The following is a 19,930-nucleotide window of genomic DNA, read 5'->3' on the forward strand; positions in this document are numbered from 1 at the left end:
ACAAAATTTAGCAACAATGATGATAAAAACTACCTTAGTTCTCATTTTCGGCTTGTATGTGTATTCTCCCCTCAATATACATGCACAAAATTCGTCAGATAAAATGGAGCTTGAACAGATGCTCCACACATTTATGGATGGAGCTTCAAAAAATGATTCTCTCATTCATGCTAATTTTTGGGCGGAAGATTTGATCTATACAAGTTCTAATGGAACTCGTTTTGGGAAAAAAGAAATTATAGGTCGTTTTAATTCTAATGAAAAAACTAAAATTGAAACTCCTTCAAGCACATATGCCGCTGAGGATATTATCATACAGCAATATGCCAATACCGCTATTGTAGCCTTTAAAATGAAAGCAGTTAGTGATACTAGCATTCAGTACTACCTAAACAGCGGTACTTTTCTTAAGAGAAATGGCAAGTGGCAAGTGGTCAATTGGCAAGCCACCATAAGCGGTAAACCGATAAAGAAATAAGGTTCCTTTATTGGTTATAGCAACGATAACTATAGAAATACAAAATATTATTTGGTTGTTTTTTAACATATAGTGATTTATCAAAAAATTATTTCTACCTTTGTGCAACAATTACAATCCTAGGCTACTCGAAAGGTTCGAAAATGGCTTGGGTTAAGCCAGGGAATAATCGAGAGTCGCTTAATGCAATAGGCTGCTTAGCAGTCATGTCACAACATATCCCTGATATTGTATTAAATTTTAAAACAACACATGTTAACATTTGAAGAATTAGGCTTAAAGCCTGAAATCCTAAAAGCAATTTTAGAAATTGGCTTTGTGGAACCTACTGCTATTCAGCAAAAAACTATTCCACATTTATTAAACACTAAGCAAGATTTAATTGCCTTAGCTCAAACAGGTTCTGGTAAAACAGCCGCATTTGGATTACCTGTTATCAATCAAATTGATAGCGATTCTAAAAAGACACAATCATTAGTATTATGTCCTACTAGAGAATTGGCTATTCAAATTGCTAACGACTTTAACTCATACACTAAATATTCAAAGAAATTAGATGTAGTACCTGTTTATGGTGGTGCAAGTATTGAAACACAAATCAAAGCCTTGAATAAAGGAGTACAAATTGTAGTAGGTACTCCAGGTCGTGTAGTGGATTTGATCAAAAGAAAAAAATTAAAGTTAGAAGACATCGAGTGGGTGGTTTTAGATGAAGCCGATGAGATGTTGAATATGGGCTTTAAAGATGATTTAGATTTCATTTTATCACATACGCCTGACCAAAGACAGACTTTACTATTCTCTGCGACCATGTCGAAAGAGGTATTAAGGATTTCTAATAACTATATGAACAAGCCTGAGGAAATATCTTCAGGAAAAAGAAATCAAGGTGCTGACAAGGTAGAGCATTTCTATTTCGTAGTGAATGGAAGAGATAAATATTTAGCCTTAAAGAGAATTGCTGACATCAATCCTGATATTTATGCTATCATTTTCTGTAGAACTAAGAGAGAGACACAAGAAATTTCTGACCAATTAATGGCTGATGGCTATAATGCTGACTGTTTGCACGGTGATTTATCACAAGCGCAAAGAGATGCGGTAATGGGTCGATACAGAAAAAAGAATTTGCAAATGTTAGTGGCTACTGATGTGGCAGCTAGAGGTTTGGATGTAAATGAAATCACCCACGTCATCAACTACAATATTCCAGACGATTTGGAAACTTATACGCACCGTAGTGGTCGTACAGGTCGTGCTGGTAAAGCAGGTATTTCAATGGCGATTATTGGCCCAAGAGATATCAATAAGATCAAGCAATTAGAGCGTATTTTAGGTAAAACTTTCACGAAAGCGGAAGTACCTGCTGGAGATGCTGTAATCGAAAAGCAATTAATGGCTTTTATTGAAAAAGTGAAAGCAACTGAAGTTGAAGAAAAGCAAATCGAGCCATTTATCAATAATATAGCTGCTGAATTTGAAGATTTAAGCCGTGAGGACTTAATCAAGAAATTCGTTTCATTAGAATTCAATAAGTTTTTGGATTACTATAAAAACTCTGCAGACTTAAATCAAAATGCGAAAGCTGGAAGAGATAGAGATTCAGGAAGAGGCGAAAGAAGTGATAGAGGAAGAAAAGGCGGTGATTTCACCAAACTATTCTTGAACATAGGTGAGAAGGATAATTTAAATGCTGGAACTCTTCTAGGTTGGATTAACGGTTTACAAAGCGTTCCTAACGGAATTGAATTCGGTAAAATTGATGTTCAAAGAAGCTTTACTTTCATGGAAGTAGAAAGCCAGCATGAGCAAACTATTTTAGGAGCCTTGAATGTAAGCGAATTTGATGGCCGTAAAGTGGTAGCCGAACCTAAAATGGGTGGTGGACCAAGAACATCCAATAGATCTGACAGACCAGATAAGAAAAGAGGAAGCGGTTTCAAAAAGCGCCCTAATGCTGGTGGTGACAGAAAATCTGGTGGAAGAGCTAGAGTGAAAGCTGGTTCTGGTGGAAGAAGAAAATAATTTTTGGAGTAATAAGTTTAAGGTTTTAAGTCGTAAGTCTTAAGAGTTAAAAGTGTGACGTCCTAGAAAAGCCTTTTTGCAGTGATGCGAAAAGGCTTTTTTTGTGCCTTGCAGATACACATACTTAAGAGGCTCTTTCATTCGTGTCTAGTACGTTAAATCTGCCAAATCCTTAGGAACATACTGGGTGACTGCAATATTGGATAGCTATTTATCTAAGTGTAAATTTTACACTAACTTTACAACCAAATTAACTACTGTAAATCAACGAGTTAGCACAGTTATTAATTTATTATTTCAACCTTTCCCCAAATAATTTTATGTTTTATACAATAGATTTCCTAATTTCATTCCACTTAAATATCTACAAAACTATTTTATTATGGACGACTCAAACAAAGACAATCATTTAAACAGGCGTAAATTCCTTCGCAATATGGGACTAGCTGCAGCTGGAATAACCATAGTACCAAGTAATGTTATAGCTGGCTTAGGACATACAGCACCAAGTGACAAGCTGAATATTGCTGGTATTGGTGTTGGTGGAATGGGACGTACAAACCTACGGAACATGAATTCGCAAAACATTGTGGCTTTAGCTGATGTAGATTGGAAGTATGCAGACAAAACTTTTAATGACTATCCAAAAGCTAAAAAGTACAAGGATTACCGTAAGATGCTAGAAGAGATGGATAAAGATATTGATGCTGTAATGATCAGTACACCTGATCACACGCATTATGTCTCTGCAAAAGACTCTATGAATGCCGGTAAGCACATATACCTTCAAAAACCATTAACACATTCTGTTTATGAGTCGAGGAAACTCAAAGAGTTAGCAGACAAAACTGGAGTTGCTACGCAAATGGGTAACCAAGGAAATTCATCTGATGATATGCGTAAAGTTTGTGAATGGATTTGGAATGGTGAAATTGGTGAGGTAACAAAAGTAGATGCTTGGACTGACAGACCTATCTGGCCACAGGGTTTAGAAAGACCTAAAGAAAAAATGGAAGTTCCAAGCACCTTGGATTGGGATTTATTCTTAGGCCCTGCAGCTGAAAGACCATACCATGAAGCTTACACGCCTTGGAACTGGAGAGCTTGGTGGGATTTTGGCACTGGTGCTTTAGGTGATATGGCATGTCATATCATGGATCCGGTATATAAAGCGTTGGAACTAGGTTATCCTTATGCATTTGAAGCAAGTTCTTCTCAGGTAAACACTGAAAGCGCTCCAATGGCTGAAAAAGTGACTTATTACTTTGGTGAAAGACCTAAAAAAGGTAAGATTAATATGCCAGCTGTAGAATTCACTTGGTATGATGGCGGACTAAAGCCTGACAGACCAGAAGGATTGAAAGAAGGCATGTATCCTGGAGACCAGATGGGCTGGGGAGGTGCTATTTTTTATGGTACTAAAGGTACTTTAATCTGTGGTACTTACGCTATGGAACCATTCATTATCGGAAGAGAAGATAATCCACCACCTGTGACCAATGAATTGAGAAGGATTCCTAAGGCTATGGAAGGTGTTCATGAAATGGACTTTGTTCGTGCTGCAAAAGAAGATAAAAAATCAAGAGTTGAATGCAGCTCCAATTTCGCTTATGCAGGACCACTTAATGAGGTTGTCGTTGCAGGGAACTTAGCGGTTAGATTACAAGACTTAAGAAGGAAACTAGATTGGGATGCTGAAAATATGAAAATCACCAATATAGGGGAAGATGAAGAAATTAGGGTAGTCAGTACAGATAGTTTCACAGTAGTGGATGGCAATCCTAGATTCGACACAAAGTATGAAACTATTAATGCCAAGAAAGCCGCTGAAGATTATATTAAAAGACCTTACAGAAAAGGCTGGAATTACTAACTCTTAGGCTTTCAATATTTAAACCCAGTTGCATTTACAAAAAAAATCAACTGGGTTTATCTACAAACAAAATCAAGAATAATTTTTAAACTTTTAAATAAAGAGAACAATGAAAAAATCATTATTTATAGGCTTTATAGCATTAATGGCAATTTATGCTTGCAGTTCTGAAAAGAAAGAAAATACTGAAGACAGTAAAGATACCGAAGCAATTGCTGAGGATGTACAAGAAATAGCAGAAGAAAAACCTGCTCATAATGTGTTAACTTCTCAAGAAGAGGCAGATGGCTGGATGCTTCTATTCGATGGAAAATCTACTGATGGATGGCGAGGCTATCAAAAAGAAAATTTTCCGGCCGCTTGGAATATCGACAACAATGCACTGCATATTCAAGGTTCGGGAAGAGGCGAAGCTGGTGCAAAAGACGGTGGAGATATTCTCTATGAAAAGCAATTTGCTGATTTTCATCTAAAATTAGAGTGGATGGTCGATAGTGCTGCTAATTCTGGTATTTTATATCGTGGTAAAGAAAAGTTTGATTATATCTGGAAGACTGCTCCTGAAATGCAGGTTTTAGATAACAAGCACCATCCTGACGCAAAATTAGGCAAGAATGGGAATAGACAAGCAGGATCATTATATGATCTTATCCCAGCTGATCCTCAAAATTTCAAGGGACATGGAACTTGGAATAAAGCTGAAGTAATTGCAAAAGGTAACGATATTACTCATATCCAAAATGGAGATACCGTTGTTCAATACACAATTGGTTCCGATGAAATGGCCAATCTTATCGCCAACAGCAAATGGGCTGATATAGGAAATGATGATTGGGGTAAAATCGCACCTAAAGGTTTTATTGCGCTTCAAGATCACGGTGATGACGTATGGTTTAGAAATATTAAGATTAAGGAATTGAAGTAAGTTAGAAGATGGAAGTTGGAAGCTCGAAGTACTTCCAACTTCTGGCTTCCCCCTTCTAACTCTTACTAATCCCCTTCAAATACTTATAACTCTTCGTGATTTCTTCAAAGGGTTTTCCACTTTTGGTATCATCTTGTTCAACAAAGAATTGCTTTAAGCCTGCGGTAGAAGCATGATTGAAAATATTTTGCCAATCGATTACACCTTCACCCACTGCTGAAAAGAATTGCTCCTCTCCTGCCCCCATGTCTTTCACATGCCATAAAGGAAATCTACCTGCATGTTCCTTAAAATAAGCTACAGGATCAACTCCAGCTCTGGCCGTCCAATATAAATCCAATTCAAATTTTACTAGTTCAATATCGCACTCTGAAAGAAGTAAGTCATAAGGAATCTCACTCTCCAAAGTTTGAAATTCAAAATCGTGGTTATGATAAGCCATTTGAATACCATATTCCTTGGTGGTTTCCCCACATGCGTTCAACAGCTCCGATAACTTCTTATAATCATCTATGCTTTCCCGCTCAGAATCAAAAAGATAGGCACAGGCAATATGTGTTTGCCCTAATTCAGCAGCATCTGCTACTGCCCTCTCCCAATCGTTTGTCATGGTTCCAATATTTTTAGGCATTGCCCAACCAGTCAAAACATGGCTACTTTTAGCTTTCAAATCATATTCTTCTAAAATGGATTTCACTTCCTTAATACTATTTCCAAAATATTTTCCGTCAGAATAATTAAAAAACTCCAAATATTTATAGCCTATTTTTGCTACTCTTTCAATAGTACCTTTAAAATCCTTTTCTAACGCTTCTCTTAAAGTATATAATTGTAAGCCTGCATCCTTTGCCACAGCTTGATTTTGTGGAATACAAGAGGATAATATGGAAGGAGAAATAAAGGCTAATGCCGAAGTCATTCCTGCTTGCTGTATAAATTTACGTCTGTTCATAGAGTTATAGTTGTGTTATAGTTTTGATCAAGGAATTTAGTAAATATTGAAGATAGATGGAAGTAAGTGACCTAAAAATCACTTCCTATCCTTTTCTTTCAGTAAATCTCTAATTTCAGCTAATAATTCTATATTCTTAGGGGTTGTGACCGTTCCATCTTGCTCATTATCGGATTTCTTTCTCAATTTATTGAACATCCTCACTACTATATAAATACAAAAGGCAATAATTAAAAAATCAATTGCAGTTTGAATGAGGTTCCCATAATTAATAGTGATGGCTGCCTTTATTATATTTCCTTTTTCGTCCAATTCTGCTTCCTGAAATACATAAGCCAACTCCTTAAAATTAATCTGACCAATGAAAATACTTAAAACTGGCATGATAAAATCAGAGACTACTGAGTTGACTACCTTTGTGAAAGCAGATCCTATTATGATACCAACTGCCATATCAAATACATTTCCTTTTATGGCAAATTCTTTAAATTCTTTTAAGAAAGTCATATTAAAAGTTTTAAAATGATGTTTTCAATAAAGTACAAATACTGTAAAAACAGAAAAAGCTACAAGGTTGTACCCCCTGTAGCTCTTCACACAAAAAAACGGTGTTTTTCTTAAAACTCAATAGGAATGCTCACCATGGTTTTAGCCCAGATCATTTGCAAACTCACTTCTCCATTTGCCTGTTCGAAACGAATGGTAAATGGCTCAAACATTTCATCGGACTGATTAACGGGCACTTCAAATCTTACTAAATCATTTTCTTCATCATACTTATAGGCTCCCCACTGGCCAACATCCTTATTTAAAATAATCGTCCAGCTTTTAGCTCCCGGAATTGTAAAAAGGGAATATGTTCCAGGGGAAACTGTTTCTCCAGCCATTTTAATGGTATTAGTAATTGTTATCTCAGTCGCCTCATTTGCTCCCGTTCTCCAAATTTTACCAAGTGGTGCTAGTTCTGCAGTTTCAGTAAAAGCTTCTCTACCTCTTAAATGTGGTCTTCCATAAGTTACTTTCACATAAGTGTTTTCAAAAGTATAGGTAACCATCCCTAAAGGGCTAGGCTTTTGTTTTAATGCTTCTTGTGCGTTAGCATCAAAACTTATCAAAGCAAGCAACGCAAAGCATGCAAAAATCGATGTGATTATCTTTTTCATAATTTCCTGTTTTTATTTTAAAAGCAATTTACAATTTTATTACGCATAGCACCATAATCCATTATATTTGTTTTATGGAAAAACCACAATTTGATGATATTTTCATGGAATTAGCAGTTAACCTTGCCAAACGCTCCCATTGCATTAAAAGACATGTTGGTGCGGTGCTGACAAAAGAAACCAGAATCATTTCTATTGGCTATAATGGACCGCCTGCCGGAACCCACAACTGCGATGAGGAATTTCCGGGAAAAGGGTGCGGGTTAGATTCTAAAGGTAGTTGCATGCTGGCAATTCATGCAGAGCAAAATGCTATTATGTATGCTGTGAAAAACAATGCTTCTGTTGAAAACTCAACACTTTATGTCACACTCTCTCCTTGCCTGTCGTGTGCTAGGATAATTTTTAGTATGGGAATCAAAAAGGTAATCTACCTTAATTCTTATGCAGAGTACAAAGGCTTAGATCGGGATGAAGGTTTAGACTTTCTAGAAAAATTTGGAGTAGAAGTGGAAAAATATAGAGGAAATTTGGAGAACGTAACGCATATGATATGAAAAATATCGCCTACCCTTTGCACCACTACTCCTGCCGATATCTTCATTTCTAAGATATTTTTAAGTAGCTTTGTATCAAACTTAAATAATCTTATATGAAAAAATTCAACCTACTAACAGTACTATTCTTAGGTCTATTTGTATTTCAAGCCTGTAACAGTGACGAAAAAGCAACAGAAGGCGAAATTGAAGGTAAATGGAATGTGTCAGATTTAAGCTTTGACTTTACAATCAATGGTGAAGATTTCAGCGACTACTTCTCTGATGATCCATCTACAGCTGATTTAGTTGAAAGTATTCTAACCGCCTCTTATCAAGATAGCTTTGGTGGAACATTAGAATTTAAAAGTGACGGTAGTTACGTAGCAACAGGTGATAATAATTCTACTGACGAAGGTACTTGGTCAGTTAATTCGGATGGCACTGTATTAACTCTTGATGGTGGAACTGCTGAAGAATTTGCTTTTGATATTGTTACGTCAACCAATAGCTCTTTAGTTTTACAATTTACTCAGACTGAAAGTCAGGATATTGATTTCGATGGAACTGTTGATGAAGTGTCTACTTCTTTGAATTTATCACTATCAAAATAATTTGAATTATTAAACCTGCTTTGCAAAGTAGATTTTTACGCTCCTGATTTGTGCGTGCCTACTTGAACAGAAGGTCTGCACAAATCTATTTAGCGTAAAGTTTGTGCTTAAATTTATCGAACAAAATTCACTTACGGATTCTGAGGTCTGAATGAATTTAGCTTAAACTTTATGGAAATTATCTTAATTTTACACTAGATGTAGTAAAAATGAAATGAAAAATTTAAAAATAATTTTAATCGCTGTATTTACTGCTTTCCTTTTCCAATCGTGCAGTGAAGATGAATCTCAAGAATCCAAAATTATTGGTATATGGAAGGTAGACAACATCGAATTTGATGTTTCAATCAACGACCAAGGTTTTTCTGAATTTTTAGGAGATGATAGTGGAGTATTGGAAACACTCTTAGTATCTGAAATAGAGGGAGAATTTGAAAATATTACACTTGATTTTAAATCTGATAACTCTTATGAAATAACTAGTCCTAATGAACCAACTGAAACTGGAACTTGGACTGTTAGCTCAGATGGTAGAGAATTAATTATTGATGAGGGTAGATCTTATAGCGGTATTTACAAAATTAAATTTATATCAAACACTTCCCTAATTCTTAATTCAGAAGAAATTGATGATTCGCAAGATTGGAATAGTGATGGTGAAACAGAAGAAGTAAAAATAATGTTTGATTTATATTTAATTAAATAAAATTAACTTCAGGACTTAATTCTATTCCAAATTTTAAACGAATTGAGTCCTGAATTTTTTTAGCCAAAGTAAGAATATCTTTTCCTTTCCCCTGACCATAATTCACCAAAACAAGAGCCTGTTTATGGTGAACTCCCACTCCATTTTCTTGATGACCTTTCCAACCTGCTTTTTCAATTAACCAACCTGCTGCTAATTTTATTCTGCCGTCTTGCAGTTCATAAGAAGGAATTTCAGGAAATTCACTTTTCAAACGATCAAATTGAACAGCATGAACGATTGGATTCTTAAAAAAACTTCCAGAGTTACCTATTTCAGCTGGATCAGGAAGCTTAGATTGCCTAATTTCTATTACTGCATTACTGACATCTTGAATAGATGGCTTTACTATATTCCTTTCCGATAATATGTTTTTAATGATTCCGTAATCCAGATTCAATTGGTGGTATCCGGGCTTATCTAATTGAAAACTAACTGAGCTAATTAAATATTGCCCCTTCAAGTCATGCTTAAAAATGCTTTCCCTATAACCAAATCGGCATTCTTCAGCCTTGAAATACTCGACTTCTCCCGTCTCTATATTAACAGCTTCTAGTGACTGAAATCTATCTTTGATTTCCACTCCGTACGCACCAATATTTTGCATAGGTGCGGCTCCCACTGTGCCTGGAATTAAGGATAAATTCTCTAATCCACCCCAATTATTTTTCAAACTATAAAGTACGAATTGATGCCAGTTTTCTCCTCCTCCGCATTTCACTACTATTGAACTTTCATTCTCATCAATAATTTCAATTCCTGAAATTCTATTGCTGATTACGAGACCATGAAAATCATCTGTTAGCAATATATTACTACCGCCCCCAAGAATCAAATGCTTATTTTCCTTCCATTCAGAGCTTATCAATAAGGATTGAAATTCATTAATGCTGTTTAGCTCAACAAACAAATCTGCTTTGGCATCAAACCCAAAAGTATTATAATCAGCTAAAGATTGAGACTTTAAGAATTTCAGCATTAGAAAAAATCGCTATTCAATTAATAATTAAGAATTACTTTTCAATCTTCCATTTCGTTAAAAGCTTCTTCTACTTTGCTTTCAGCTCCTTTCAACATGGATTTGCAATTTTTTAGCAGGCCCATAGATTCACTGACCAATTCTGTTAGTTGATCAATAGGTATTTCTTCATTTTCCACCCTATGCAATATCTCCTCCAATTTGCGAAGTGATTCTTCATAGCCAAGTTCTTTCTTTTTTGCCATATTTAATCAATTTTAATATCCCACTCATCATTCAGCATACTGATAGTATGGTGCGCAGTCAAATCAAACTGGCAAGGAACTACAGAAACAAAATTATTAGCAATTGCCCATTCATCATTGTCCTCCCCCTTATCAAAATTCACGAAATTTCCTGCCATCCAGAAATACCTTCTGCCATTTGGATCAAATCTTTGGTCAAATTCTTCTTCCCATTTAGCTCTGGCCTGCCGGCAAATCTTTATTCCCTTAATGCGTTCATTTCTTTTAGGAGGAAAATTTACGTTTAAGGTTGTGTATCTTGGAAGGCCTGTATCCAAAACCTGTTGAGCTATTGCTTTCACATAAGGCAAAGTATGTTCAAATTCTGCATCTTGTGCGTAATCACACAATGAAAACCCAATGGACGGGCAACCTTCAATTGCACCCTCTATAGCTGCAGACATGGTGCCAGAGTAAAGCACGCTGATTGAGGTATTGCTACCATGATTAATACCACTGACAATTAGGTCAGGGGTTCTATCCTTTAAGACATGATGCTTAGCCAATTTAACACAATCGGCTGGTGTTCCAGAACTTTCGTAAGCTACCACATCGTCACCAAAAATATCAGTTCTATCTAATCTTAGCGTATTTCCAATAGTTATAGCATGCCCCATACCTGACTGGGGACTATTGGGTGCAACAACAATCACTTCACCAAGATCTTTCATTGTTTCCACTAAATTTCGAATTCCCTTGCTTGTTACACCATCATCATTGCTGACTAAAATTAGAGGTCTCTTCATAATATACTATTCTGGTATTAATTTCATTTATTTACTTACTTGATTGTAATGATCAATGATCTTAATGAGATCGGATTGTTTATCTACTTTCAATCTATTTTCTTTAACATAGTCTTTCATAACATCCTCTAACCTTCCAAAATAGGGATATAAATCTTTCCTTTTTTCTGAATACTTATTGATTTCCCCATTCTCCGTCAATAAATAATAATCATATGTTAAAATCTCTCGAGAAGAAAAACCTCGACTGGCACTGTACATTGGATTTATAAATCTATTGCTACTATTGCTTTCAGTAATTACATACTCCCTTGACATTAGTGTGATTCTCCCCTCCGCTAGAATTTCAAAAAAAATAGGAACGTTCATTCTGCCTTTTAATTGATATGGAAGGGAATAAACATATCGATATCTTTTGAAAAACTGGCAATAAAAACTAAAATAGAGAACATTTTGAGAACTAAAGGTTCTTATTCTTTTATCCACTGAATATTGAAGAAGATTGGATTCAAAATCATATTGAATCTTTCCTCTTAACGTATCTTCAGAATCCAATACTATCATTCCAGGATGCCACATTTCATGCGGCAAATCTTGTGATGCTGCTGGGCTAAGCCTTAAAATGAATAATATTATGATCAGTGAAAAAAATTTCACATTAGCTATTTTTAAGAATGCTATGCCCCATTTTGTCTCTTTTGGTTCGTAAATAGTTTTCATTATGCTTATTTGGTGGAATCTCTAAAGCAACATTCTCTACAATTTCCAAGCCATAACCTAATAAACCTGCTCTTTTTGTTGGATTATTGGAAACCAATCTAATTTTCCGAACACCTAATTTTCGTAATATCTGAGCTCCTACACCGTAGTCTCGTTGATCCATTTTAAAACCCAAAGCCACATTTGCTTCTACGGTATCCATACCTTGCTCTTGTAATTTATAGGCTTTTAATTTATTCATCAACCCAATACCTCTTCCTTCTTGGTTCATGTATACAATCACACCTTTACCTTCTTTTTCAATCATTTCCATTGCTTGATGAAGCTGAGGCCCACAATCGCAACGGCACGAACCAAATATATCACCCGTCAGACAAGAAGAATGCACACGAACCAACACAGGCTCATCCTCTTTCCATTCTCCTTTTACTAAAGCTAAATGATTATCCTTTGTGGTGGTTTGTTCAAATGCTACTAATTTAAAATCTCCATAGTCTGTTGGCATTTCAACATCCACTTTCTCCTCCACTAATGATTCATTATTTAATCTATACTCGATTAAATCCTTTATCGCCACTAATTTCAAATTGAATTTATCGGCAACTATTCTTAAATCAGGAAGGCGAGCCATAGTGCCGTCTTCATTCATGATTTCCACTAAAACTCCGCCTGGTGTCAATCCAGCTAATTTAGAAAAATCAACAGCAGCTTCGGTATGACCAGTTCTCCTTAAAACACCACCTTGTCGTGCTTTTAGCGGAAAAATATGCCCCGGCTTACCCAAAACTTCAGGTTTTGTATTAGGATTCACTAAAGCTTGAATAGTTTTGGATCTATCACTAGCTGAAATCCCAGTAGTGGTTCCCTCACCAATTAAATCTACAGAAACTGTAAATGGCGTTTCAAATTGGGCAGTATTTTTCCCTACCATCAATTCTAACCCTAATTCATTACATCGATCTTCTGGAAGCGAGGCACAAATCAATCCTCTTCCGTGTTTAGACATAAAATTAATAATTTCAGGAGTGACTTTTTCGGCAGCACAAATGAAATCGCCTTCATTTTCTCTGTCCTCATCATCCACTACAATGATGATTTCTCCATTTTTAATCGCTTCAATAGCTGATTCTATAGTATCTAATTGAATTCTTTCTGACGACATAAATCTTTGAAAAATAATAAATCACAAAGGTAGCCAATATTTCATGATTACCCGACAAAATTTAAAACGAATACATTCTTCAAGTGTTTGAAGATTACACTATTTAACAACCACCATTCCTAATAGATTGCCAATTTCCATTTTAGCCTGATTAAGCTGCATTAAATACTGTAAAATTATCTGCTCATCTTCTTGGGAAACAGAATCCTTAAGCTTTTCTGTGTTTTTGTCAATTAAATGAAGAATGGATCGGTGTTTTAATCTTAAAACATGAATATAAATCGAGTCATTTAGAATGTGACGTTCATGAGGCGTGTAAATTTCGAATTTTTTCTCCCAGTTTTCACTCAACTCGTAGCGATCTGTGTATAGTGAAAATATTACTTTCCTCACTTCTTCAGAACCATTTTTAATAAAATGAGATTCATTCAAAATAGTCCCATCTTTAAGATGAGAAACAAAATCCTCAAGTATTTCAGCATAAACAGGATGTATAAAATCAGTATCGGATAATTCTTGTAACAAGTAATCTATCACTAATTTATCATCCGCCAAAGGCAGTTCAGCATAGGTGAGTAATAACCTTATACTTTCTCTTTCTTGTAATGCAGCTACATCAAAAGGCGTGTATTGTTTTTGAATTTGCTCAGGGGCTTGACTAAAACTTTCACTTAAATAATTAGCCTGACGCTTAGTGATATCCCCTTTGCTTTCCTTTTCCCTTAAAACAACCTTATTCTGTTCTGCAATTAATAGTGCTTCATCTATTTCCAGAATATCACTACATTCTTTAATATAAATTGCCCTTTTAACAGGGTCAGGAATTTTAGAAATCGAGCGAACTATGTCCTGGATAGTCTCGGCCTTCTTGATCGGATCTTGTTTGGTCTCTTCCAACAACAAATCCGATTTGAAGCGAATGAAATCTTTTGCATTTTCTTTTAAAAAGCTCTTGAAAGCTTCATCTCCCATTTTTTGGGAATAGCTATCAGGATCTTCACCATCAGGGAAAATAACTACTTTAACATTCAATCCGCCTTCCAAAATCAAATCGATACCTCGCATGGCAGCTTTCAAACCTGCCGCATCTCCATCGAATAGAACGGTAACATTTTGCGCATACCTCCCTATCAACTTAATCTGTTGAGTAGTTAAGGATGTCCCTGAAGACGCCACCACATTTTCCACCCCAGATTGATGTAACGAAATCACATCAGTATAGCCTTCTACCAAATAGCAATTCTCTTCATCTCTGATACTTTTTTTAGCTTGAGCTATTCCGTAAAGGACTTCACTTTTATGGTAAACATCCGTTTCGGGAGAGTTTATATATTTAGGTTGCTTTTTATCATTGATAAGTATTCTGGCACCAAAGGCAATTGGTTTTCCAGAAATGGAATGAATAGGGAAAATTACTCGATTACGAAATCTATCATAGGTTTTATCCTCCTTCTTTATAATTAAACCTGCTTTTTCCAATAGCTCTTCGGAATGCCCCGCTGCCTTGGCTGCTTTTATTAAACCATCCCATTGATCTAAAGTAAATCCTAAATCAAACTCTTCAATAGTGGCATGTGAGAAACCTCTTTCTTTGAAATAACTCAAACCGATGGACTTTCCTTCAGGATGATTATGCAACAAATCTTTGAAATACTCAGCAGCAAAATTTAAAACAATATAAAGACTTTCCCTTTCATTATAAGCCTCTTGTTGTTCCGGAGAAGATTCAGTTTCTTCAATTTCAATACCATATTTATCGGCTAGTTGACGAATGGCTTCAGGGAAATTAAGCCCTTCCAAATCCATGATAAACTGAATAGAATCGCCTGCTTTACCACAACCAAAGCATTTGTAGATACCCTTATTGGGTGCTACGGAAAAAGATGGAGTTTTCTCATCATGAAAAGGACAACAAGCCCACATGTTTTGCCCTTTCTTTTTGAGTGGCACATAGTCGCCTACTACCTCCTCAATTTCGGCTCTATCTTGTACCTCTTGTATGGTTTTTGGACTTAATCCCACAGAATCATCAATTTTTTTTACTTTTATTTAAACTAATTCCAACTAATTTCCCGTATGAATTGTTAGCTAATTCGATAAAGATTAACTTGCAACAATTTCAAAACAAAACTACGATTTTTTTAATTATAAAAGATATATATGGCTGTTACTAAAGATAGCATAATTAAAGCATTAGGAACTGTAGATGATCCGGATTTCAAAAAAGACTTGGTGACTCTTAATATGATTGAAGATGTAAGCATTGATGGCAATGCAGTATATTTTACCGTGGTATTAACCACACCCGCTTGCCCTCTGAAAGAAATCATAAAAAATGATTGTATAAATGCCATACATAAGCATGTAGATCCAGATTTACAAGTCTTTCCAAATATGACTTCTAATGTGACTTCAACACGAAGTACTGCCCCCTTACTACCCAATGTAAGAAATATTATTGCCATTGGTTCTGGTAAAGGAGGAGTTGGAAAATCTACTGTTACGGCTAATTTAGCAGTTTCTTTGGCTCAACAAGGCGCAAAAGTTGGGTTAATTGATGCCGATATATTCGGGCCTTCAATCCCTACTATGTTCAATTGCGAAGCTGAACAGCCAGAAGTAAAGCAAGTGAACGGTAAAAATGTAATCGTACCTATTGAGCAATATGGAATTAAACTTATTTCCATTGGCTTCTTAACCCCGCCTGATAATGCGGTGGTTTGGAGAGGACCAATGGCAAGCTCTGCTTTGAAACAATTCATAGGAGATACGGAATGGGGAGAATTAGATTATCTATTAATTGATTTACCTCCTGGGACTAGTGATATTCATTTGACATTGGTACAAACAATTCCGGTAACTGGGGCTGTGGTAGTGACCACTCCGCAAAAGGTAGCTTTAGCTGATGCTAAAAAAGCTATAGGAATGTTCAAGCAACCACAAATTAATGTTCCAATTCTGGGATTGGTTGAAAATATGGCTTACTTTACACCTGCAGAATTACCTGACAATAAATACTTTATATTTGGTGAAGGTGGTGGTTACAAGATGAGCGAGGAATATGAGATTCCATTTTTAGGACAAATGCCATTAGTACAATCTATCCGAGAAAGCGGAGATTCTGGTTATCCTACCGCAATGAAGGAAGGACCATCAGCAGATGCATTTAAGGATTTAGCACAAAAATTAGCCCGACAAGTTGCCATCAGAAATGCAAGCATGGCGGGCACCAAAACAGTAGAAATGACGAGTTGAAATCAATAAATTATGGATGTTTTAGATAGAATAGAAAAAGCATTGGATTCCATTAGACCTTATCTAGAGGCAGATGGTGGTAATGTTAGAATTTTGGATTTAAATGAAGGTGTCTTACGTCTTGAATTATTAGGTGCTTGTGGCAACTGCCCAATGTCAACTATGACTTTGAAAGCAGGCGTTGAAGAAGCTGTCAAAAAATCTGTGCCAGAAGTGACTTCTGTTGAAGCAGTTAATATAACTTCAGCTGATGATCCAAATGCAGAATTGCCCCATACAATGCGATAATTATATTTCGAATTCATATTCTTTTCAGAAGATAATTTTGGATTCAATTCTGATACCGCTTATTACTTGGTTTTAATTTGAAGTCTAATTAAATTTAGAGTAAACTGTTTAAACCAAATGAAACAACTATACCACTCTTATTTCAAATACGTCTTTGGGAGTGGTATTTTTATTTATCTATTACTCTTGAGTTTTCATCAAATTCTAGCGCAAGAACGGTGTGCTGTCCCCCAACTATTAGAAGAAAGAGAAAGTAAGTATCCAGAATTAAGCACTGAAAAATTCGAAAAATGGATTTCTGAAAAGAAAAAGCTTAGATTTCAGTCATCGCAAAGAAATCAATCCAATTTAGTTCAAATTCCAGTAGTATTTCATGTGATTCATAATGGGGAGCCTGTAGGAATCGGTGGTAATCTACTTAAAAGTAGAATCGATCGTCAATTAGAAATCTTGAATGAAGATTTTAACAGATTGAATACAGATGCTACAGAGACTTTAGAAGAATTTAGTAATCTAGCTGCATCATTTGAAATTGAGTTTATCTATGCAAAGCAAGATCCAGACGGCTTTGAAACAAATGGAATTGTAAGAATGCCTGGAAGCCAAGCCTCTTATGGCTATCAAGAAAGAGCGATCTTAAGTTCTGAAAGTTATTGGCCCGCTGAGGACTATCTTAATATTTGGGTTGCCGATTTAGCAAACGGCAGTTTAGGCTGGGCCGAATTTCCTGTTTCAAATTTACCAGGATTGGATGCAGCCAGTAACAATAGGTTGATTGACGGTGTAACATTGGATTATGTTTACTTTGGAGAAAACCCTGATAGCCCCAGTTTCGAAAGCAAAGGAAGAACTGCAACACATGAAATGGGTCATTTCTTTGGCTTAAGACACATTTGGGGAGATGGTGGTTGCTCAGTTGATGACTATTGCGAAGACACTCCTTTTGCAAGCAGATCGAGTACTGGTTGTGATTTAGCTAAAACTACCTGTGAAAGTTTGGATATGGCGCAAAACTTCATGGATTATACAAATGATGCTTGTATGAATATATTCACGCTTGACCAAAAATCTCGAGTGCGGACAGTGGTTGAAAATAGTCCGAGAAGAAAAAGCCTTACAGAATCAGTTGGACTAGAAGAACCACCTGTTTTTAATCGCGATTTAGGATTGACAGAAATCAATTCACAATATACTGGTAGCTGCAGCGGAAATTTCACTCCACAAATCAAAATAAAAAACCAAGGCCTCTTTCCTCTGGATCAATATTCTATTCAAATGCTCGTGGACGGAGAACTGACTGAAACATTAACATTCAATGAAACACTGGAAAGCGGTGAAGAAAAAGAGGTTTTCTTTTCACTGCTTAATTTTGAGGAAACCGCTGAATATTCCATATTCTATAGCCTAAACCTCGAGGGAAATTTTCAAGATGAACGTTTGGACAACAACCAAAAAACTGAATATTTTCAAAAACTAGAAAACGCAGACCTACCTTATGAAAAGAAATTCAATAACAATATTAACTCTTGGTTTATTAGAAACGGAGATGAAGAAGAATCCTGGCAGATTTATGATGAGGCAATAGGAATTCCTTTCTATGAAAACCGGCAAAATTTTGGACAAAAAGAAGAAATAATTTCTCCAATTTTTGATTTCACAACACTAGATGTACCCGAACTGAGTTTTGTATTTTCACAAGTAGCGGATTCAATCCCTAACAGAGTTAGTATTTATGCATCCTATGACTGTGGAAGAAATTTCGATGATTTGATATTTTCAAATAGCATAACTGATATATCTACAGCTTATACCGTTGATTCGGTTTTTACACCACAGTTTCGATTGGATTGGGACACAGTGAAAATTGATTTAAATCGTTTGAGAGATGAAGAATCCGTCTGTTTTAATATTGTTGCGGAAAACAGACTTGGTAATAATTTTTATGTCAGTCAATTCAAAATAGAAGAATCAAGCAAAAAAAATAGAGAAATTGGTATTGTAAAATGGCAAGAGATAAATCCGCTTATTTGCGAAGAAAGATTAGAAGGAAAACTGGTAATCAAAAACATTGGACGGGAAAATATTAGCAATTATAAAATTGAGATATTAAATAATGGGTCTCTCATAAAAGACTATATCTTAAATGAGGAATTGCTAGTAGCCGGACAGGATACGGAAGTTGATATTTTAATTGAACAGCCTGAGCAAAATGTGGGTGAATTTGAAATAAGGGCAATAACAAATGGCGTTGAAGGAGAGATAGCCAATTCCTTTTATCTTCCATTCGAAAAAAATTGCATTGAAGAACTCCCTCCATTAAGGCTAGTGTTTAATGGTAGCAACAGTAACAACTGGTTTGAATTTAACCCAGAGAAGGATAAGGGATGGGAATACAGTTCTGCTGATTTCGCTGTTAAAAGTAATTCTTCGGAAATCACCACAGAATCCTCAGAAGATTGGTTGATAAGCCCTCTCTTGGATGTCAGCAATACGAATTATTTGGGTTTAATATTCGATGTTTCTTACAGAAAGGCTTTGAGGCAATCTGAAAAGTTTGAAATTTATCTTTCTGATGATAATGGCGCAAATTTTAGAACCTTAATTTATAGTAAATCAGGAGATTCATTGGCTACTTCTTTCGGAAATGATGTCCCTACTCAATTAGTATGGAGAAATGAATTCATAGACCTCTCCCCCTATGTTTATAGAGATAAAATACGACTTGCTTTTAAAGCCACTCATGACAATGGACAAAACATCTATTTAAAAAATATCACTTTTTTTGTAGGGCAATCACCACCACCACCCTACCCAAATGTCAGAAAGCCATTTGTCATTTATCCAAATCCTGCCAAAAATGACCTTAATTTGCACTTGAATTTAGAAATAGCTGAAGAAGGATACTTCCAAATATTGGATATGAAAGGGAATGTTATTTTAGATTTTACAGAGCCCAAAATCCTAAATCAATTTATTAGTTTTGATGTTTCACAATTGGCTGAGGGGATGTATATTTTACGATTGAGAACCAACAGATTCTCTGCGTCAGAAAGATTCATGATTCAAAAATAGCTGTTCTTCAAAAATCTTTTTTGTTTTTAAATTTACAAACTACAATTCATAGGTAGAATTCTAATTGATATGTTATTTTTACATTTTAGTATAGCTTTACTTAGTTAAGTAAA

The 19,930-nt window shown here is 35.7% G+C and carries 19 protein-coding genes; 10 read left to right on the forward strand and 9 right to left on the reverse strand.

All coding sequences use genetic code 11. The features are described from left to right. Nucleotides 1–16: 16 nt before the first annotated feature. The 4 genes from FTRAC_RS04610 (at nt 17) to FTRAC_RS04625 (ending at nt 5,301) form a co-directional block, all read left to right on the forward strand. Complete coding sequence (locus FTRAC_RS04610; RefSeq protein ID WP_148230040.1) at nt 17–478, forward strand: nuclear transport factor 2 family protein; 462 nt, start codon at nt 17–19, stop codon at nt 476–478. A 252-nt stretch (nt 479–730) separates the two neighbouring features. Then, nucleotides 731–2,503, forward strand: coding sequence for a DEAD/DEAH box helicase (locus FTRAC_RS04615; RefSeq protein WP_013453070.1), 1,773 nt, complete (start codon nt 731–733; stop codon nt 2,501–2,503). Nucleotides 2,504–2,885: 382 nt separating this feature from the next. Then, complete coding sequence (locus FTRAC_RS04620) at nt 2,886–4,376, forward strand: Gfo/Idh/MocA family protein (protein WP_013453071.1); 1,491 nt, start codon at nt 2,886–2,888, stop codon at nt 4,374–4,376. Nucleotides 4,377–4,485: 109 nt separating this feature from the next. Continuing rightward, nucleotides 4,486–5,301 carry a 3-keto-disaccharide hydrolase gene (locus FTRAC_RS04625; RefSeq protein ID WP_013453072.1) on the forward strand — a complete coding sequence of 272 codons (816 nt, stop codon included), beginning with the start codon at nt 4,486–4,488 and terminating at the stop codon, nt 5,299–5,301. 55 nt (nt 5,302–5,356) lie between these two features. Here FTRAC_RS04625 and FTRAC_RS04630 read toward each other — a convergent pair whose 3' ends face one another. The 3 genes from FTRAC_RS04630 to FTRAC_RS04640 all read right to left on the reverse strand — a co-directional run bounded on the left by FTRAC_RS04630 (nt 5,357) and on the right by FTRAC_RS04640 (nt 7,416). Then, nucleotides 5,357–6,253, reverse strand: coding sequence for a sugar phosphate isomerase/epimerase family protein (locus FTRAC_RS04630; protein ID WP_013453073.1), 897 nt, complete (start codon nt 6,251–6,253; stop codon nt 5,357–5,359). Between the two features lie 78 nt (nt 6,254–6,331). Continuing rightward, nucleotides 6,332–6,760 carry a large-conductance mechanosensitive channel protein MscL gene (mscL, locus tag FTRAC_RS04635; RefSeq protein WP_013453074.1) on the reverse strand — a complete coding sequence of 143 codons (429 nt, stop codon included), beginning with the start codon at nt 6,758–6,760 and terminating at the stop codon, nt 6,332–6,334. Nucleotides 6,761–6,870: 110 nt separating this feature from the next. Beyond that, nucleotides 6,871–7,416 carry a DUF2911 domain-containing protein gene (locus FTRAC_RS04640; RefSeq protein ID WP_013453075.1) on the reverse strand — a complete coding sequence of 182 codons (546 nt, stop codon included), beginning with the start codon at nt 7,414–7,416 and terminating at the stop codon, nt 6,871–6,873. Between the two features lie 74 nt (nt 7,417–7,490). Between FTRAC_RS04640 and FTRAC_RS04645 the strand changes: the two genes are divergently transcribed. The 3 genes from FTRAC_RS04645 (at nt 7,491) to FTRAC_RS04655 (ending at nt 9,272) form a co-directional block, all read left to right on the forward strand. Next, entirely contained in the window at nt 7,491–7,973 is a 483-nt protein-coding gene (locus FTRAC_RS04645; RefSeq protein ID WP_013453076.1) for a deoxycytidylate deaminase, read from the forward strand. A gap of 95 nt (nt 7,974–8,068) precedes the next feature. After that, the gene (locus FTRAC_RS04650; protein WP_013453077.1) at nt 8,069–8,566 is read left to right on the forward strand and encodes a hypothetical protein; all 498 of its coding nucleotides are present in this window, start codon (nt 8,069–8,071) and stop codon (nt 8,564–8,566) included. A gap of 214 nt (nt 8,567–8,780) precedes the next feature. Then, nucleotides 8,781–9,272 carry a hypothetical protein gene (locus FTRAC_RS04655; protein ID WP_013453078.1) on the forward strand — a complete coding sequence of 164 codons (492 nt, stop codon included), beginning with the start codon at nt 8,781–8,783 and terminating at the stop codon, nt 9,270–9,272. Here the strand turns inward: FTRAC_RS04655 and murB are convergent. The 6 genes from murB to dnaG form a co-directional block, all read right to left on the reverse strand. Next, on the reverse strand, nt 9,265–10,290 hold the full coding sequence (gene murB, locus FTRAC_RS04660) for a UDP-N-acetylmuramate dehydrogenase (RefSeq protein WP_013453079.1): 1,026 nt from the start codon (nt 10,288–10,290) through the stop codon (nt 9,265–9,267). The genes FTRAC_RS04655 and murB overlap by 8 nt on opposite strands. A gap of 41 nt (nt 10,291–10,331) precedes the next feature. Further along, complete coding sequence (xseB, locus tag FTRAC_RS04665) at nt 10,332–10,535, reverse strand: exodeoxyribonuclease VII small subunit (protein WP_013453080.1); 204 nt, start codon at nt 10,533–10,535, stop codon at nt 10,332–10,334. Nucleotides 10,536–10,537: 2 nt separating this feature from the next. Next, the gene (gene surE, locus FTRAC_RS04670) at nt 10,538–11,320 is read right to left on the reverse strand and encodes a 5'/3'-nucleotidase SurE (RefSeq protein WP_013453081.1); all 783 of its coding nucleotides are present in this window, start codon (nt 11,318–11,320) and stop codon (nt 10,538–10,540) included. A gap of 27 nt (nt 11,321–11,347) precedes the next feature. Further along, a complete protein-coding gene (locus FTRAC_RS04675) occupies nt 11,348–12,040 on the reverse strand; it encodes a hypothetical protein (RefSeq protein WP_013453082.1) in 693 nt (230 codons plus the stop codon). Then, nucleotides 11,979–13,202 carry a bifunctional 3,4-dihydroxy-2-butanone-4-phosphate synthase/GTP cyclohydrolase II gene (locus tag FTRAC_RS04680; RefSeq protein ID WP_013453083.1) on the reverse strand — a complete coding sequence of 408 codons (1,224 nt, stop codon included), beginning with the start codon at nt 13,200–13,202 and terminating at the stop codon, nt 11,979–11,981. Before FTRAC_RS04680 ends, FTRAC_RS04675 begins: the two co-directional genes overlap by 62 nt. A gap of 99 nt (nt 13,203–13,301) precedes the next feature. Next, nucleotides 13,302–15,224 carry a DNA primase gene (gene dnaG, locus FTRAC_RS04685; RefSeq protein ID WP_013453084.1) on the reverse strand — a complete coding sequence of 641 codons (1,923 nt, stop codon included), beginning with the start codon at nt 15,222–15,224 and terminating at the stop codon, nt 13,302–13,304. Between the two features lie 138 nt (nt 15,225–15,362). On the opposite strand from dnaG, the gene FTRAC_RS04690 reads away from it, so the two are divergent. The 3 genes from FTRAC_RS04690 to FTRAC_RS19175 all read left to right on the forward strand — a co-directional run bounded on the left by FTRAC_RS04690 (nt 15,363) and on the right by FTRAC_RS19175 (nt 19,817). Then, nucleotides 15,363–16,457, forward strand: coding sequence for an Mrp/NBP35 family ATP-binding protein (locus FTRAC_RS04690; protein WP_013453085.1), 1,095 nt, complete (start codon nt 15,363–15,365; stop codon nt 16,455–16,457). 12 nt (nt 16,458–16,469) lie between these two features. After that, nucleotides 16,470–16,745, forward strand: coding sequence for a NifU family protein (locus FTRAC_RS04695; protein WP_013453086.1), 276 nt, complete (start codon nt 16,470–16,472; stop codon nt 16,743–16,745). 117 nt (nt 16,746–16,862) lie between these two features. Continuing rightward, nucleotides 16,863–19,817 carry a M43 family zinc metalloprotease gene (locus FTRAC_RS19175; RefSeq protein ID WP_013453087.1) on the forward strand — a complete coding sequence of 985 codons (2,955 nt, stop codon included), beginning with the start codon at nt 16,863–16,865 and terminating at the stop codon, nt 19,815–19,817. The last annotated feature ends 113 nt before the right edge of the window (nt 19,818–19,930 follow it).

Origin of the sequence: Marivirga tractuosa DSM 4126 (assembly GCF_000183425.1) — a bacterium.
GTDB classification, from domain to species: Bacteria; Bacteroidota; Bacteroidia; order Cytophagales; family Cyclobacteriaceae; genus Marivirga; species Marivirga tractuosa.